Source organism: Cellulomonas sp. SG140 (assembly GCF_025770785.1).
In the GTDB taxonomy this organism is placed as follows: Bacteria; Actinomycetota; Actinomycetes; order Actinomycetales; family Cellulomonadaceae; genus Cellulomonas.
The window spans coordinates 101,625-115,855 of sequence record NZ_JANZLA010000005.1; the positions used below are offsets into that span (position 1 = coordinate 101,625).

Annotated in this window: 13 protein-coding genes; 7 read left to right on the top strand and 6 right to left on the bottom strand. The window is 73.8% G+C overall.

Annotation, left to right across the window (positions count from 1 at the left end; all coding sequences use genetic code 11):
• Nucleotides 1–498 precede the first annotated feature (498 nt).
• Nucleotides 499–1,017 carry a hypothetical protein gene (locus N0B34_RS10860; RefSeq protein WP_263731407.1) on the bottom strand — a complete coding sequence of 173 codons (519 nt, stop codon included), beginning with the start codon at nt 1,015–1,017 and terminating at the stop codon, nt 499–501.
• A gap of 169 nt (nt 1,018–1,186) precedes the next feature.
• Here N0B34_RS10860 and N0B34_RS10865 point away from each other — a divergent pair, with 169 nt between their 5' ends.
• A complete protein-coding gene (locus N0B34_RS10865; RefSeq protein ID WP_263731408.1) occupies nt 1,187–1,708 on the top strand; it encodes an O-acetyl-ADP-ribose deacetylase in 522 nt (173 codons plus the stop codon).
• Nucleotides 1,709–1,734: 26 nt separating this feature from the next.
• On the opposite strand, the gene N0B34_RS10870 is transcribed toward N0B34_RS10865, so the two are convergent.
• Nucleotides 1,735–2,784 (bottom strand): aminotransferase class V-fold PLP-dependent enzyme, encoded by a 1,050-nt coding sequence (locus tag N0B34_RS10870; protein WP_263731409.1) that lies wholly within the window; start codon nt 2,782–2,784, stop codon nt 1,735–1,737.
• Nucleotides 2,785–2,868: 84 nt separating this feature from the next.
• Between N0B34_RS10870 and N0B34_RS10875 the strand changes: the two genes are divergently transcribed.
• Nucleotides 2,869–3,903: a LysR family transcriptional regulator gene (locus tag N0B34_RS10875; RefSeq protein ID WP_263731410.1), complete on the top strand. Its 1,035-nt coding sequence runs from the start codon at nt 2,869–2,871 to the stop codon at nt 3,901–3,903.
• On the opposite strand, the gene N0B34_RS10880 is transcribed toward N0B34_RS10875, so the two are convergent.
• The 3 genes from N0B34_RS10880 to N0B34_RS10890 are packed head-to-tail and all read right to left on the bottom strand — an operon-like array spanning nt 3,893 to nt 5,999.
• Nucleotides 3,893–4,756, bottom strand: a complete 864-nt coding sequence (locus N0B34_RS10880) for a Cof-type HAD-IIB family hydrolase (protein WP_263731411.1) — start codon at nt 4,754–4,756, stop codon at nt 3,893–3,895. The two genes, N0B34_RS10875 and N0B34_RS10880, sit on opposite strands and share 11 nt — an antisense overlap.
• Nucleotides 4,753–5,307 carry an alpha/beta family hydrolase gene (locus tag N0B34_RS10885; RefSeq protein ID WP_263731412.1) on the bottom strand — a complete coding sequence of 185 codons (555 nt, stop codon included), beginning with the start codon at nt 5,305–5,307 and terminating at the stop codon, nt 4,753–4,755. The genes N0B34_RS10880 and N0B34_RS10885 overlap by 4 nt, the downstream gene beginning before the upstream one ends.
• On the bottom strand, nt 5,304–5,999 hold the full coding sequence (locus tag N0B34_RS10890) for a vancomycin high temperature exclusion protein (protein WP_263731413.1): 696 nt from the start codon (nt 5,997–5,999) through the stop codon (nt 5,304–5,306). The genes N0B34_RS10885 and N0B34_RS10890 overlap by 4 nt, the downstream gene beginning before the upstream one ends.
• Nucleotides 6,000–6,035: 36 nt before the next feature.
• Between N0B34_RS10890 and N0B34_RS10895 the strand changes: the two genes are divergently transcribed.
• Nucleotides 6,036–6,539 (top strand): acyl-CoA thioesterase, encoded by a 504-nt coding sequence (locus N0B34_RS10895; protein ID WP_263731414.1) that lies wholly within the window; start codon nt 6,036–6,038, stop codon nt 6,537–6,539.
• A 76-nt stretch (nt 6,540–6,615) separates the two neighbouring features.
• A complete protein-coding gene (locus tag N0B34_RS10900) occupies nt 6,616–7,062 on the top strand; it encodes a hypothetical protein (protein WP_263731415.1) in 447 nt (148 codons plus the stop codon).
• A gap of 6 nt (nt 7,063–7,068) precedes the next feature.
• Here N0B34_RS10900 and N0B34_RS10905 read toward each other — a convergent pair whose 3' ends face one another.
• On the bottom strand, nt 7,069–7,842 hold the full coding sequence (locus N0B34_RS10905; protein ID WP_263731416.1) for an SIR2 family NAD-dependent protein deacylase: 774 nt from the start codon (nt 7,840–7,842) through the stop codon (nt 7,069–7,071).
• 94 nt (nt 7,843–7,936) lie between these two features.
• Here N0B34_RS10905 and N0B34_RS10910 point away from each other — a divergent pair, with 94 nt between their 5' ends.
• The 3 genes from N0B34_RS10910 to N0B34_RS10920 all read left to right on the top strand — a co-directional run bounded on the left by N0B34_RS10910 (nt 7,937) and on the right by N0B34_RS10920 (nt 14,152).
• Nucleotides 7,937–9,679 carry a GAF domain-containing protein gene (locus N0B34_RS10910; RefSeq protein WP_263731417.1) on the top strand — a complete coding sequence of 581 codons (1,743 nt, stop codon included), beginning with the start codon at nt 7,937–7,939 and terminating at the stop codon, nt 9,677–9,679.
• Nucleotides 9,680–9,859: 180 nt separating this feature from the next.
• Nucleotides 9,860–12,439, top strand: a complete 2,580-nt coding sequence (locus tag N0B34_RS10915) for an ATP-dependent Clp protease ATP-binding subunit (protein ID WP_263731418.1) — start codon at nt 9,860–9,862, stop codon at nt 12,437–12,439.
• 183 nt (nt 12,440–12,622) lie between these two features.
• Nucleotides 12,623–14,152 (top strand): APC family permease, encoded by a 1,530-nt coding sequence (locus tag N0B34_RS10920; RefSeq protein WP_263731419.1) that lies wholly within the window; start codon nt 12,623–12,625, stop codon nt 14,150–14,152.
• Nucleotides 14,153–14,231: the final 79 nt, after the last annotated feature.

Here is a 14,231-nt window from a genome sequence, read left to right on the forward strand (position 1 = left end):
TCGGAGTAAGCGTCCGGGGGGCCTCCCTCTGATCGCAGGTCCCTTGGCTCATCGGTCACCCGATGGGGACGCCGCTGCGACGCTGCGGCTCCGTCCCGCTGCGACGGGATCCGGCGAACCGGTCCACCGCGAACGGGACGACTGCGATCGACCGCCCGGTCCGTGATGGCCCTCGCGTCGTCGCCGCGAGTCGTCGGGTTTCCCCGCCGATCTGGCCGTCCGTTCTCCGGTCGGTCCGATCCTCGACGACCTGTCCCCGTCGGTGGGATCTCCCCGGGGGGAGTCTCTCTCCGTCGGTTCTCGGTGCCGAGGCCGATGAGTGATTTCTAGTCGCGCCTTGACGGGCCCACAAGGGGTTCTGGAGAGCAACTTTGTGCACAGTTGACCTCACAGCTCTGTGCACAGGACGACCTGCGACAACGCTGGTCAGGCACAGGCCTGTGGACGGAATTTGTGGACAGTTCGCGTGTCGTTCACCCGGTCGGCGGCAGGCCGTCCCTAGCCTTGGTCCCGGTACAGGCCCCTCGGAGTAAGCGTCCGAGGGGCCTCGCCATGTCCGGGCACCGTCGCCGCCCGCATCGTCCTTGCTCCCCACCACGCCACGCGTGCCAGCACGGCCGCCGTGGGCAGCTCGACCAGCACGGCCATCGCGACCGCCTGCCACAGCTCCACCCGCGTGGTGGACGTCATCACGTCGAACCACGCGTCGAGCACGAAGAGCGGGACGCTCACCGCGGCGCTGAACGCCGACACCCAGTGGCCACGGCGCAGCGCGACACCGGTCACCAGCAGCCCCAGCACCTCCAGCGAGTCGACCATCACCCAGGTCAGCTGCCAGCTGCCCAGCCCGGTCCACGCCGCCGACCAGGACTGCCGCAGAGCGGACGGCGGGAGCGAGCTGCCCAACCAGCACGCCCACGCGGAGAGGGCGGCGGCCCCCATGACGAGCAGGGCCCCGGTGCGCCGGACGGCCGACGGGGCGACGTCGGGTCCGAGCGGGGCGGCGGTGCGGGGCACGTCGTCCACCCTCACCTGCAGCCGACGACGGCGGAATCGGGGTGTCCCCCGATCGCACCCCGGATCCTCCGCCCCCCGTCTCAGGGGGCGGACCCCCGGAGCGGGTCGGCCGGTGCCGGCGGCGGGCGGTGCGGATGACCGACGGCGCCGGACGGGCGACGATGGGCGGGTGCAGCTCGAAGCGGTCCGCGGCGACATCACCACCGAGCACGTCGACGCGATCGTGAACGCGGCGAACTCGTCGCTGCTGGGCGGCGGCGGTGTCGACGGTGCGATCCACGCCGCGGCGGGTCCGCGGCTGCTCGCCGCGTGCCGCGAGCTGCGGGCCACCACCCTGCCGAAGGGCCTGCCGGTGGGTGACGCCGTCGCCACACCAGGCTTCGACCTGCCGGCGCGGTGGGTGGTGCACACCGTCGGTCCCAACCGGCACGCCGGTCAGGACGACCCGGAGCTGCTGGCGTCGTGCTTCCGCCGCTCGCTCGACGTCGCGGCGGAGGTCGGGGCGCGCAGCGTCGCGTTCCCGGCGGTGAGCGCCGGGGTGTACGGCTGGGACGTGACGCAGGTGGCCCGGGTGGCGGTGGCGACCGTGCGGGAGTGGGGCCGGACGCACCAGGGCGGTCCGGAGACGGTGCGGTTCGTGCTGTGGAACGACGCGGCGTTCCGCGCGTTCGCCGCCGCGCTGGAGGGCTGAGCTCGGCAGCCGTCGCCGTCCCGCGGTCAGCCCCGGAGCGCCTCCACGGCGGCCGCGACGTCGTCGTCGTCGTTCCAGACGTGGAAGGACAGGCGGGCGCAACCCCCTCGCGCCGCCGCTCGTAGTCCCGCCCGTACCAGCCGGGCGCCCGCGGACCCGTCCGGGTCCGGCAGGGAGACGATGGCGCTGCCGGCCGGGTCGAGGTCCAGGCCGGCGCGCAGCCCGTCCGCGAGCGCGACGTCGTGGCGGCGGACGGCGTCGGGCGCCGGTCCGGCCAGCTCGTCGGCGAACGCCTCGAGGGCGGGGGTCGCACCGAGCCAGCACAGCCACGCCGGGGACAGGTCGAAGCGCCGGGAGTCGTCCGCCAGGCGCAGGTCGTGGCCGTAGACGGAGGACCAGACGTCGGCACCGGCGTACCAGTTGGCGTGCACGGGCTGCAGCCGGTCGCGGGCCCGCGGGCCGGCGGTGAGGAACGTCACGCCGCGCGGCGCGCAGAGCCACTTGTAGGCGCTGGTCACCGTGACGTCGAAGCGACCGGCGTCCACCGGCAGCCAGCCGGCCGCCTGGGTCAGGTCGACGACGGTCAGCGCGCCGACCCGGTGGGCGGCCTCCATCACGGCGTCGGTGTCGGCGACCGCGCCGTCGTGCGATTGGACCAGGGAGAACGCCACGACGTCGGTCCCGGTGCCGATCCGGTCGGCCAGCTCGGCGAGCGGCACGGCGCGCACCCGCAGGTCCGTGCGGACGAGGAACGGGTAGGTGACGGACGTGAAGTCGCCCTCGACCGTCAGCACCTCCGCCCCCGCGGGCAGGCTGGTGGCGACCATGCCGACCAGGGCGGCGGTCTGCGCCGCCACCGCGACATCGGCCGTGGGGACCCCGACGATCCGGGCGAACGCCGCGCGGCTGGCGGCGACCGCGGCGTCGTAGTCGGCGAGGTCGTGCTCGGCACGGCTCCAGCGCTCGACACCGTCGACCAGCGCGGAGACCGTGCCGGCGACGGGCAGCCCGCACGTGGCGGCGTTCAGGTACCCGCGGGTCGGCGCGAAGCGCGTGCGGAGGGTGTCGAGCGTCATGACGACGAGCGTCCCGGGCACCGTGGCATCACACAACGGCGAATTCGGCCCCGAGGCCATCCATTCTCGTTATGCTTCCGCGCCATGGGGAGACTGGAAGGGCGTGGTGCCGCCGCGGTGGCCGGCGACGAGGGGGAGACGGTCGGCGCCCTCGCCGGGCTCGACGTCGGCGGTCTGCGGCTGCTGCAGGCGATCGCCGAGCACGGCACCCTGACCGCGGCGGCGGCGGTGCTGGGGACCAGCCAGCCGGCGGTGTCCCAGCACGTCCGGCGCCTGGAGCGCCGCCTCGGCACGGCGCTGCTCGACCGGTCCGGCAGGCGCGTGCGGCTCACCGAGGCCGGAGCGGTGCTGGCGGCGCACGGTCGGACCGTGAACGCGGCGGTCCGCGCGGCGGCCGCGCAGGTCACGGCGCTGACCGGGTTGCGTGCCGGGGTGGTGCGGGTGGTCGCGTTCCCGTCGTCGTCGGCCACGCTGGTGCCGCTCGCGCTCGCCCGGCTGCGCCGCGAGCATCCCGGGCTGACGGTGACGCTGGACGAGGCCGAACCGCCCGAGGCGCTCGCCCGGCTGCGTGCCGGCACGTGCGACGTCGCGGTCACGTTCGCGTACGCGGAGAGCGGCTCGACGGCCACCCCGGGTCTCGTGGGGCACGCCGGGGCGGACGCCGCCCGGGACGCGGAGCTGTCCGGGCTCGTCGCGCGGCACCTGCTCGACGACCCGACGCTCGCCGTGCTCCCCGCGGACCACCCGCGCGCCGACGACCCGCACCTGCAGCTGTCCGACCTGGCGGACGAGACCTGGATCGCCGGCTGCCCCCAGTGCCGGGGACACCTGCTGCACTCCGCCGCCGCGTGCGGGTTCGCTCCCGAGATCGCGTACGCGACGGACGACTACGTCGCCGTGCTGTCCCTGGTCGCCGCCGGGCTCGGCGTCGCGCTGCTGCCGCGGCTGGTGCGCCAGACGGGGCAGCGGCACCCGGGCGTCGTGCTGCGGCCGGCCGCCGGCACGTCCGCCCGCCGGGTCTACGCCGTGACCACGCCGGACCTGATCCGTGTCCCGGCGGTCGCCGCGACCCTCGACGCGCTCGCGGCCGCCGCCCCGGCCGCAGCAGTCAGCGGCTGAGCACGCCGTCCAGCTGCAGGGCCGAGGCGATGGTGCGCACCACCCCGTTGGCGTTGTTGCCCGGTGCGACGTAGCGGGCCTCGGCCCGCACCTGCGGGTGCGCGTTGTCCATGGCGAACGACCACGCGGACGCCCTCAGCAGCCCGAGGTCGTTGAGGTAGTCGCCGAACGCCATCGTCTGCTCGCGCGTCACGCCGAGCGCCCGCTGCGCGGCCTGCAGGGCGTGCCCCTTGTCGGCGCTCGGGCTCATCACGTCCACCCAGTGCTCGCCGGAGACGACCACGCGGACGGGGCCGTCGAACGTCGCGAGGACGGGCGCGGCACCCCGCTCGGCGGAGTCGAAGTCGTAGACCGCCAGCTTGAGCACCTCGTCGTCCACCGCCCGCAGGTCGTCGACCAGCTCCAGCCGCGCGTAGTACGGCTCGGCCTGCTCGAGGAACGCCCGGTCGGTCCGCTCGACGTACGCCGACCGCTTGCCGCACAGCACGGTGCCGACGTCCGCGCCGGAGGCGGCCAGCTGCCGCACCGCGTCGACCACCGGCAGGGCGGCGTCCCGGCTCACGCCGTCCGAGCTGAGCTCCTGCTCGTCGCGCACCACGTAGGCGCCGTTCTCCGCGATGTACACGAGGTCGTCGCGGCCGAACTGCCGGCGCAGCGTCGCGTACTGGCGGCCGGATGCGGGGCACAGCACCACGCCCCGCTCGTGCAGGGCGTCGAGCAGCGGCCAGAAGCTCGGGTCGATCCGCTTCTCGTCGTCCAGCAGCGAGCCGTCCATGTCCACCGCGATCAGCCGGACGTCCGGGACGGTGCCGAGCGCGGGCGGGTCGAGGACGGGCTGGTCGGCTGGGGTCACCCGTCGATTGTCGCCGACGAGGCCCCCGGGACGGACCGGAGCCAGGCCTGGACAGCGGCGGCCACCGGCCCGTCGGCAGGGGCGTGCGCACCCGGGACGAGCGTGAGCGTCAGCGGGCCGGCGACCGTGGCCAGGTGCGTGCGCAGCTCGTCGGGCGTGCCGAACGGGTCCCGGTCGCCGCTGACGGCGAGCACGGGGACGGTGATCCGCGGCAGGTGCTCCACGCGCAGCTTCTCCGGGCGGCCCGGCGGGTGCAGCGGGTAGGACAGCAGCACGAGCCCGGCGACAGCCAGCCCGTGGGCGACGGCCATCGAGCACATCCGGCCACCGAACGAGCGGCCGCCGACCAGGAGCTGCGCGGTGCCGACCCCGAGGTCCGCGGCGAACGTGGCGGCCAGGCGTCCGACGGCCGTGACGGCGGCGACGGCCGACCGCGGCAGGTCCACGCGGCGCACCGGGAACGGGGCGAGAGCGCGCTCGAGGGTGACGAGCGTGCGGTGGTCGCGGGTGGCGCCCGCCCCCGGTGCGAGCAGCAGGCCGGCGGGGGTCACGACGCGGGGGCGGAGGGCGTGGTCAGGGCCGTGCGCACGCTGTCCTCCGGCTGTCCGAGGAACACCGGCCGGCGGTGCGTGAGCGCGTCCCACGCGCCCTTCCACGACGCCGGCACCTCGCGCAGCCGCCACAGCACCGCCTGCCGCGGCGTCACCGAGGCGGCCGACACGCCGACGCCCGTGGAGTCGATGCCCGCCGCACGGCAGGAGAACAGCGCCCGACGCAGGTGGTAGTCCTGCGTCACCACCACGGCCGAGGTCACGCCGAAGATCTGCCGGGCGCGCACGCAGCTGTCGTGGGTGTCGAACCCGGCGGCGTCGCGGACGATCCTCGCGTCGGGGACGCCGTGCTGCAGCAGCCAGGTCCGCATCGCCCCCGGCTCGTCGTGGTACGGCGTCGAGTTGTCGCCGCTGACCAGGATCACCTGCACCGTGCCCGCCGCGAACAGCTGCCGCGCGGCCTCCAGACGACGGGCGAGGTACACCGACGGGGTGCCGTCCGGCTCCAGGCCGGCGCCGAGCACCAGCGCCACGGGCTTCGGGGCGACCGAGGCGACGTCCGGCTGCACCGCCGTCTGGCCGACCGCCTGGACCACCAGCACCGGACCGAGCCCGACGACGAGGGCGCCGGCCAGCACCCACCACCACGGTCGGCGCGAGCGTGCCGAGGACGGGGCGGGAGCGGCTGGCACGGGCCGAGCGTAGGCCTCGGGGCTACGGTCCGACGTGTGAACGGTCAGCCGAACGGTGAGTCGAACGGTGCGCAGGTCGGTGCGCAGGTCGGTGCGCAGGTCGGTGCTCGCGGGCGCGTGGTGATGCCGGTCCGCTGGTCCGACGTCGACCTGTTCGGGCACGTGAACAACGCGGCGTTCCTGCGGTACCTGGACGATGCGAGGTTCACCCTGTTCCCGCAGATGGGCGTCGACGAGTCGGGGGCGCTGACGGCCTCGCTGCTGGTGGTGGCCAAGCACGAGATCGACTACCTGGCGCCGCTGACCTTCCGTCCCGTGCCGTTCGTCGTCGAGGTGTGGGTGCCGCGGACCGGCCGGTCGTCGGTGGACATCGCCTACGAGATCCGGGACGCACCGGAGGACGGCGCCGTGTGCCTGCGGGCACGCACCCGGATGGTGCAGCTGGACGCGGCGACGCACCTGCCTCGGCCGTTCACCGACCAGGAGCGTGCGGCCTTCGAGACGTACACGGGGCCGGAGCCGCTGCTGCACGGCTGGTGAGCCGGATCGGCTTCCGATTCCGAACCGGATACCCATGGGGGTATATCGTCGAGACCTGAACCCGACCGGAGGTCCCGTGCCCCAGCACCCGTTCGCGCCGTCGTCCGCTCCGACGCCCCCGCCCGTGCTCGGCACGCCGGCGCCTGAGCGCGCCGGGGTGCAGCGCCGTCGGCTGGTCGCCGTCGTCGTGGCGCCCCTGGTCGCCGCGGTGCTGCTGGTCGTCTCGGGCGGCCCCGCAGGGCCCGGCTGGACCGCCGGCGCGCTGGTGGTCGCCGTGCTCGTCGGGGCCACCGCCGCGACCTACGTCCCCGACCCCGGCCGACCCTGGTCGTCGCGCCTCGGCTGCACGCCCTGTGCCGGTGCGGCCGGTGCCGCCTCGCTGGTCGCACTGGTGGTGGTCGCCTCGGCGCCCGGCGACCTGGGGCAGGCGATGCTGGCGCTCGCCATCGGCGGTGCCGGGCTGATGCAGCGGGTCCGCGGCGCCGGCGAGGCGTGCCCGACGGGACCGGGCCGGCAGGGCTGAGGCGGTTCAGCCGGCCGCGGAGCCGACCTCGTCCAGCAGGCGCGCGACGAGGGCCGGGACCGCCTGGTCGATCGGTTCGCGGATCACCTCGGCCGCGAGGTGGTCGTACGGCGTCGGCTGCGCGTTGACCACGACGAGCCGGGCGCCCCGGTCCACCGCCAGCCCGGCCAGGCTCGCCACGGGCTGCACGGTCAGCGTGGTGCCGATCGCGACGAACACCTCGGCGTCCGTCGCCGCGTTCACGGCCCGCTCCAGCGCCTCGTCGGGAAGCCGCTCACCGAAGTAGACGATGTCCGGCTTGAGCACGCCTGCACCGCACTCGGTGCACCCCGGGTCGGGCTCGTCGGTCAGGCGCGCCAGCACCTGCTCGGTGGGCCAGCGCGCGCCGCAGCGCATGCACGACGTCGTGGTCAGCGTGCCGTGCAGCTCGACGACGAGCCGCGGGTCGGACCCGGCGCGCTGGTGCAGGCCGTCGAAGTTCTGCGTCAGCGCCGCGATCAGCAGGCCCGCACGCTCGAGCTCCACCAGCGCCCGGTGCGCGGCCGTCGGCTGCGCCGCCCACGCCGGGTGGTCCCGCCACATCGCCCAGCCACGCGCCCGGAGCTCGGCGGCGGCCATGTACCGGCCGATCTCCAGGAGCTCGGCGGCGGCGGGGTCCTGCGTCCAGACGCCCTGCGGTCCACGGAAGTCGGGGATGCCGGATCCGGTGGAGATGCCCGCACCGGTGAGGACGGTGACGGTCGGCTGCGGGCCGTGGTGGTGGTCGTGGTGGTCGTTCATCGCGCCGTCGACCGTACGCCGGTGCGGGGCGGGTGCGGTGCGTCGTACCGGCAGGCACTAGGACCTAGGTCCTAGGTCGTTCTACGGTGTGCGCGTGGCAGTGCAGGACGGTGCGGTGGGGGAGCACGAGGGGGAGCGCGAGACGGACGGGCGCGAGACGGATCGCCCCGGTCGGACGGGTGGTTCCGGCGACCTCGGAGACGGTGAGGGCGGCGTGCTGCTGTCGGCGATCCTCGGCATGGCCGGGGACCTGGACGTGGCGAGCCTGCTCGAGCGCTTCGTCGCGGCGAGCGCCGAGCTGACCGGCGCCCGGTACGGCGCGATCAACATCGTCGACGACACGGGCACGTCGATCACCTTCGTCCAGACGGGCGTGGACCCGGCGACGGTCGCCGCCCTCGGCCACCCGCCGCACGCGTGGGGCGTGCTCGGCTCGATCCCCGACCAGGGCGTGCTGCGGCTCGACGACCTGACCGACCACCCGAACTTCCACGGGCTGCCCGCCGCGCACCCGCCGATGGGCCCGTTCCTCGGCGCCGCGGTCCGGGTGCGGGGCCAGCGGTACGGGACGCTCTACCTGGCCGACAAGCCGGGCGGGTTCGGCCAGCAGGACGAGGGCGTGGTGCTCACCCTCGCCGCGGCGGCTGCCGTCGCGGTGCAGAACGCGGCGCTGTACCAGCTGCAGGTGCGCCGGCAGCGGTGGGCGCAGGCCGCTGCGCAGATCTCGACGATGCTGCTCGAGGGCGCCGACGCGGAGGACGTGCTGCAGGCCGTCGCGGACGCCGCGCGCCAGGTGGACGGCGCCGACGGGACGGTGCTGATCCTCCCCACCCCGGACGAGGCGCTGATCACCGAGATCGTGTCCGGCGACGCGGACGACCTGCTCGGCCTGGACGTGTCCGACGAGCCGCTGGTCCGCCAGGTGTTCGGCGGCCAGGACGGGCACGTCGGCTCGGCGTCCGCCGTGACGCCGGGCTCCCCGCTGGGCCGGTACGGACCGATTCTGCTGGCGCCGTTGCGCACCGAGGGGCAGGGCGTCGGCGTGCTGGCGGTGCTGCGACGCCCGGGTGCGCTGCCGTTCGAGCCGGACGACGTCGAGCTCGCCACGTCCTTTGCGCAGCAGGCCGCGCTCGCGTTCGTGCTGGCCGAGGCGCAGCACCTGCGCGGTCAGGCGGCGCTGCGCGGCGAACGTGCACGGATCGCGCGGGACCTGCACGACCTGGCGATCCAGCAGCTGTTCGCCGCCGGCATGCAGGTCGAGGCGGTCTCCAGCAACCCGTCGGAACCCGTGGGCGCCGGTGTCGCCCGCGCCCTGGACGAGGTCACCGAGCACATCGACGCCGGCATCCGGCAGATCCGCGTCATCGTGCGGGCGCTGGACGACCCGGACGCCAGCGTGCCGCTGGTGGCGCGCATCCGCGCCGAGGTGGAGATCGCCCGCGGGGCCCTCGGGTTCACCCCGACGCTGTCCGTGCAGGTGGACGGCGCCGAGCTCGACGTCGAGGACGAGGGGGAGCCGGCCGGACCGGTCGACGCCCTCGTCGCACCCGGCCGGGCCAACAACGTGGTGGCGGTGGTCCGGGAGGGGCTGGCCAACGTCGCGCGGCACGCGCGGTCGCGACGGGTCGACGTGCGGCTGCGGGTCACCTCCGGACCGGGCGGCTCGGTTGTCGTCGAGGTCGAGGACGACGGGGTCGGCGTGCCGGCCGCCCCCGAGCGCTCGTCGGGCACCAAGAACCTGGCGCTGCGCGCCCAGGAGGCCGGCGGCTCGTTCTCCCTGCTGCGCCCGCCGTCGGGGCGCGGCGCGCTGCTGCGCTGGTCGGCGCCGCTCGACTGACGGTCGACCGACCTCGGCCGTGGAAGCCCGACGAGGACGCCCGACAGCCGTCGTCACGCCTGCGGCGAACACGGGACGACCGGGCACAACCCCGCCGTTAGCATCGAACAACGCCGCTTCGTCGGCTCCGTGCAGCCCACGCGCGCGGGTCCCGAAGCTCGCTGCTCGTGAGGAGTGCACATGTTCGAGAGATTCACCGACCGAGCCCGTCGCGTGGTCGTCCTCGCCCAGGAAGAGGCGCGGATGCTCAACCACAACTACATCGGCACCGAGCACATCCTCCTGGGCCTGATCCACGAGGGTGAGGGTGTCGCGGCCAAGGCGCTGGAGTCCCTCGGCATCTCGCTCGAGGCGGTCCGCGCCCAGGTCATCGAGATCATCGGCGAGGGCCAGCAGGCCCCCTCCGGTCACATCCCGTTCACGCCGCGCGCCAAGAAGGTGCTGGAGCTGTCGCTGCGCGAGGCGCTGCAGCTCGGCCACAACTACATCGGCACCGAGCACATCCTGCTCGGCCTCATCCGCGAGGGTGAGGGCGTCGCCGCCCAGGTGCTGGGCAAGCTCGGCGCCGACCTGAACCGGGTCCGCCAGCAGGTGATCCAGCTGGTCTCCGGCTACCAGGGCAAGGAGCCCGTGGCGTCCGGCGGCCCGGCCGAGGGTCAGCCCTCCGGCAGCGCCGTGCTGGACCAGTTCGGCCGCAACCTGACGCAGGCCGCCCGCGACGGCAAGCTCGACCCGGTCATCGGGCGCGAGAAGGAGATCGAGCGGGTCATGCAGGTGCTGTCCCGCCGCACCAAGAACAACCCGGTGCTGATCGGGGAGCCCGGCGTCGGCAAGACGGCCGTCGTCGAGGGCCTCGCGCAGGACATCGTGCGCGGGGACGTGCCGGAGACGCTGAAGGACAAGCAGCTGTACACGCTGGACCTCGGCGCGCTGGTGGCCGGCTCCCGGTACCGCGGCGACTTCGAGGAGCGCCTGAAGAAGGTGCTCAAGGAGATCCGCACGCGCGGCGACATCATCCTGTTCATCGACGAGATCCACACCCTCGTCGGGGCGGGCGCCGCCGAGGGCGCCATCGACGCCGCCAGCATCCTCAAGCCGATGCTGGCCCGCGGCGAGCTGCAGACCATCGGTGCCACGACGCTCGACGAGTACCGCAAGTACGTCGAGAAGGACCCGGCCCTGGAGCGGCGCTTCCAGCCGATCCAGGTGGCCGAGCCGACGCTGGCGCACACGATCGAGATCCTCAAGGGCCTGCGGGACCGGTACGAGGCGCACCACCGCGTCTCCATCACCGACTCCGCGCTGGTCGCCGCCGCCACGCTGGCGGACCGGTACGTCAACGACCGGTTCCTCCCGGACAAGGCGATCGACCTGGTCGACGAGGCGGGCGCGCGCCTGCGCATCCGCCGCATGACGGCCCCGCCGGAGCTGCGCGAGCTGGACGAGGAGATCGCCAAGACGCGCCGCGACAAGGAGTCGGCGATCGACGAGCAGGACTTCGAGAAGGCCGCGCGCCTGCGCGACACCGAGAAGCAGCTCGGCCTGCGCCGCTCCGAGAAGGAGAAGGCCTGGAAGAACGGCGACCTGGACGCCGTCGCCGAGGTGGACGAGGAGCTGATCGCCGAGGTGCTGGCCAACGCCACGGGCATCCCGGTGTTCAAGCTCACCGAGGAGGAGTCCAGCCGGCTCCTGCGCATGGAGGAGGAGCTGCACAAGCGCGTCGTCGGGCAGGACCAGGCGATCCACGCGCTGTCGCAGGCGATCCGCCGCACCCGCGCCGGCCTGAAGGACCCGAAGCGGCCCGGTGGGTCGTTCATCTTCGCCGGCCCCACGGGCGTCGGGAAGACGGAGCTGGCCAAGGCGCTCGCCGAGTTCCTGTTCGGGGACGAGGACGCGCTGATCCAGCTCGACATGAGCGAGTTCTCCGAGAAGCACACGGTCTCGCGGCTGTTCGGCTCGCCCCCCGGCTACGTCGGGTACGACGAGGGCGGTCAGCTCACCGAGAAGGTGCGGCGTCGTCCGTTCTCCGTCGTCCTGTTCGACGAGGTGGAGAAGGCCCACGCGGACATCTTCAACTCGCTGCTGCAGATCCTCGAGGACGGTCGCCTGACCGACTCGCAGGGCCGGGTGGTCGACTTCAAGAACACCGTGATCATCATGACTACCAACCTCGGCACGCGGGACATCGCCAAGGGCATGCTGACCGGCTTCCAGGCCGGCGGCGACCTGTCGACGTCCTACGAGCGGATGAAGACCAAGGTCAACGACGAGCTCAAGACGCACTTCCGTCCGGAGTTCCTCAACCGCGTCGACGACGTGGTGGTGTTCCCGCAGCTGTCGCAGCCGGAGATCTTCGCGATCGTCGACCTGATGGCGGCCAAGCTGGACGCCCGCCTGCGCGACAAGGACATGGGTATCGAGCTCACCCCGGCGGCCAAGAAGCTGCTGTCGGAGAAGGGCTACGACCCGGTGCTCGGGGCCCGGCCGCTGCGCCGCGCCATCCAGCGGGACGTCGAGGACGCGCTGTCCGAGAAGATCCTGTTCGGCGAGCTGAAGTCCGGTCAGCTGGTGATCGTGGACGCCGAGGGCGAGGGACTGCTCGGGGAGTTCACCTTCCGCGGCGTGCCGATCGGCGACCGGGGCAAGCAGCCGGTGGCCGTGGGTGCCTCGGTCGGGACGCCCAACTCCGGCATCGACGTGCCGCCGGCCCCGCCGGCGTCGTCGCTCGGTGACGCGGGCACGGGCCTGATGCCGGCCTGACGCACCACAGCGGTTCCGAGAGGGCCTCGTTCCCGGTTCGCCGGGGGCGGGGCCCTCTTGCATGCGGCGTAGGACGATGGTCCCGGAGGGCCTCGGGACATCGGCGCAGGTGGGGCGATCGGCCGACCGGATGGTGACCGGAGGTCGTGCCGGAGGCCTGTGACGTGCCAGGATCGCCCGCTCGTGGAGCACAGTCGCGGTCAGTCCGCCCCCAGGAGCATCTTCCGGCGCACCTCTCCGGAGGACGCGCTCGCCGCGACGCACGACCCGCACCGGCAGCTGCGGCGCACCCTGACCCCCTGGGACCTGGCCGTGATGGGCGTCGCGGTGGCGGTCGGCGCGGGCATCTTCTCGGTCGGCGCGACGGCCGCGGCGAACTACGCGGGACCGGCCGTCATCGTGTCGTTCGTCGTCGCTGCCATCGTCTGCGGGCTGGCGATCATGTGCTACGCCGAGTTCGCGTCCTCGCTGCCGATCGCGGGATCGGCGTACACGTTCTCCTACGCGACGATGGGGGAGGGCGTCGCCTGGGTGATCGGGTGGGACCTGATCCTCGAGATGCTGCTGGCCGGCGCGGTGATCGCCAAGTTCTGGGGCGTGTACGTGGGGGACGCGCTGGCGCTGTTCGGGCTGCACGTGCCGATGCAGTTCCACGTCGGCGGCGTGAGCGTCGAGTGGGGGCCGGTGCTGGTGGTCGGCATCTTCACCACGCTGCTGGCGATCGGCACCCGCCTGTCCACCCGCGTGAACGCGGTGTTCACGGCGCTGAAGGTGGGCATCACGCTGTTCGTCGTCGTCGCCGGCTTCGCCTACGTCAAGGCCGCGAACTACCACCCGTTCGTGCCGCCGTCGCAGCCCTCCACCGCCGGCACCTCGGCGCTGCACCAGTCGCTGTTCGGCTGGCTGCTCGGCTGGGCCCCGGCCACCTACGGCGCCGCAGGCATCCTCTCCGGCGCCGCGCTGGTGTTCTTCGCGTTCATCGGGTTCGACGTCGTCGCGACCACCGCCGAGGAGACCAAGGACCCGCAGCGCACCATGCCGCGCGGCATGCTCGGCGGCCTCGCGGTGGTGACGGTACTGTACATCCTGGTCAGCGTCGTGGTGACCGGCATGGTGCCGTACACGGAGCTGGCCAAGTCGGCGAGCCCGTCGCTGACCACGGCGTTCGTGCTGGTCGGTGCGACGTGGGCGGGGAAGGTGATCTCCGTCGGCATCGTGCTGGGCCTGACGTCGGTGGTGATGGTGCTGCTGCTGGGCCTGACCCGCATCGTGTTCGCGATGAGCCGCGACGGGCTGCTGCCGCGCGGCCTGTCCCGCACGTCGCCGCGGTTCGGCACGCCGGCGCGGCTTCAGGTCGGTGCCGGTGTGGTGGTCGCGCTGATCGCCGGCCTCTCGCAGGTGCACCTGCTGGAGGAGATGATCAACATCGGCACGCTGTCCGCGTTCGTGCTGGTCAGCTTCGGGGTGCCGGTGCTGCGCAAGGCCCGCCCCGACCTGCCGCGCGGCTTCCGGGTGCCGTGGTCGCCGGTGCTGCCGTGGATCTCCGGCGTCGCCTGCCTGTGGCTGATGCTCAACCTGACGACGCTGACCTGGCTGCGGTTCGCGGTGTGGCTGGCGGTGGGCGCCGTGGTGTACGCGACGTACTCCTACCGGCACAGCCGGCTGGGTCGTGGCGAGGTGGTGCAGGCGCGCGAGGAGGACTCGCTGCTCTGACGGCCGGGGGCGGGCAGGCCGTCGTCGGCCCGGCGTCGTCTGCCCGTCGTGGTCCCGCCGCAGCCCCCGTCGTCCGAGG

What these genes read in the sequence shown, in the direction of transcription:
- N0B34_RS10915 (WP_263731418.1), top strand. Translation starts at nt 9,860, where the DNA reads ATGTTCGAGAGATTCACCGACCGAGCCCGTCGCGTGGTCGTCCTCGCC.
- N0B34_RS10870 (WP_263731409.1), bottom strand. Translation starts at nt 2,784, where the DNA reads ATGACGCTCGACACCCTCCGCACGCGCTTCGCGCCGACCCGCGGGTAC.
- N0B34_RS10905 (WP_263731416.1), bottom strand. Translation starts at nt 7,842, where the DNA reads ATGAACGACCACCACGACCACCACCACGGCCCGCAGCCGACCGTCACC.
- N0B34_RS10875 (WP_263731410.1), top strand. Translation starts at nt 2,869, where the DNA reads ATGGGGAGACTGGAAGGGCGTGGTGCCGCCGCGGTGGCCGGCGACGAG.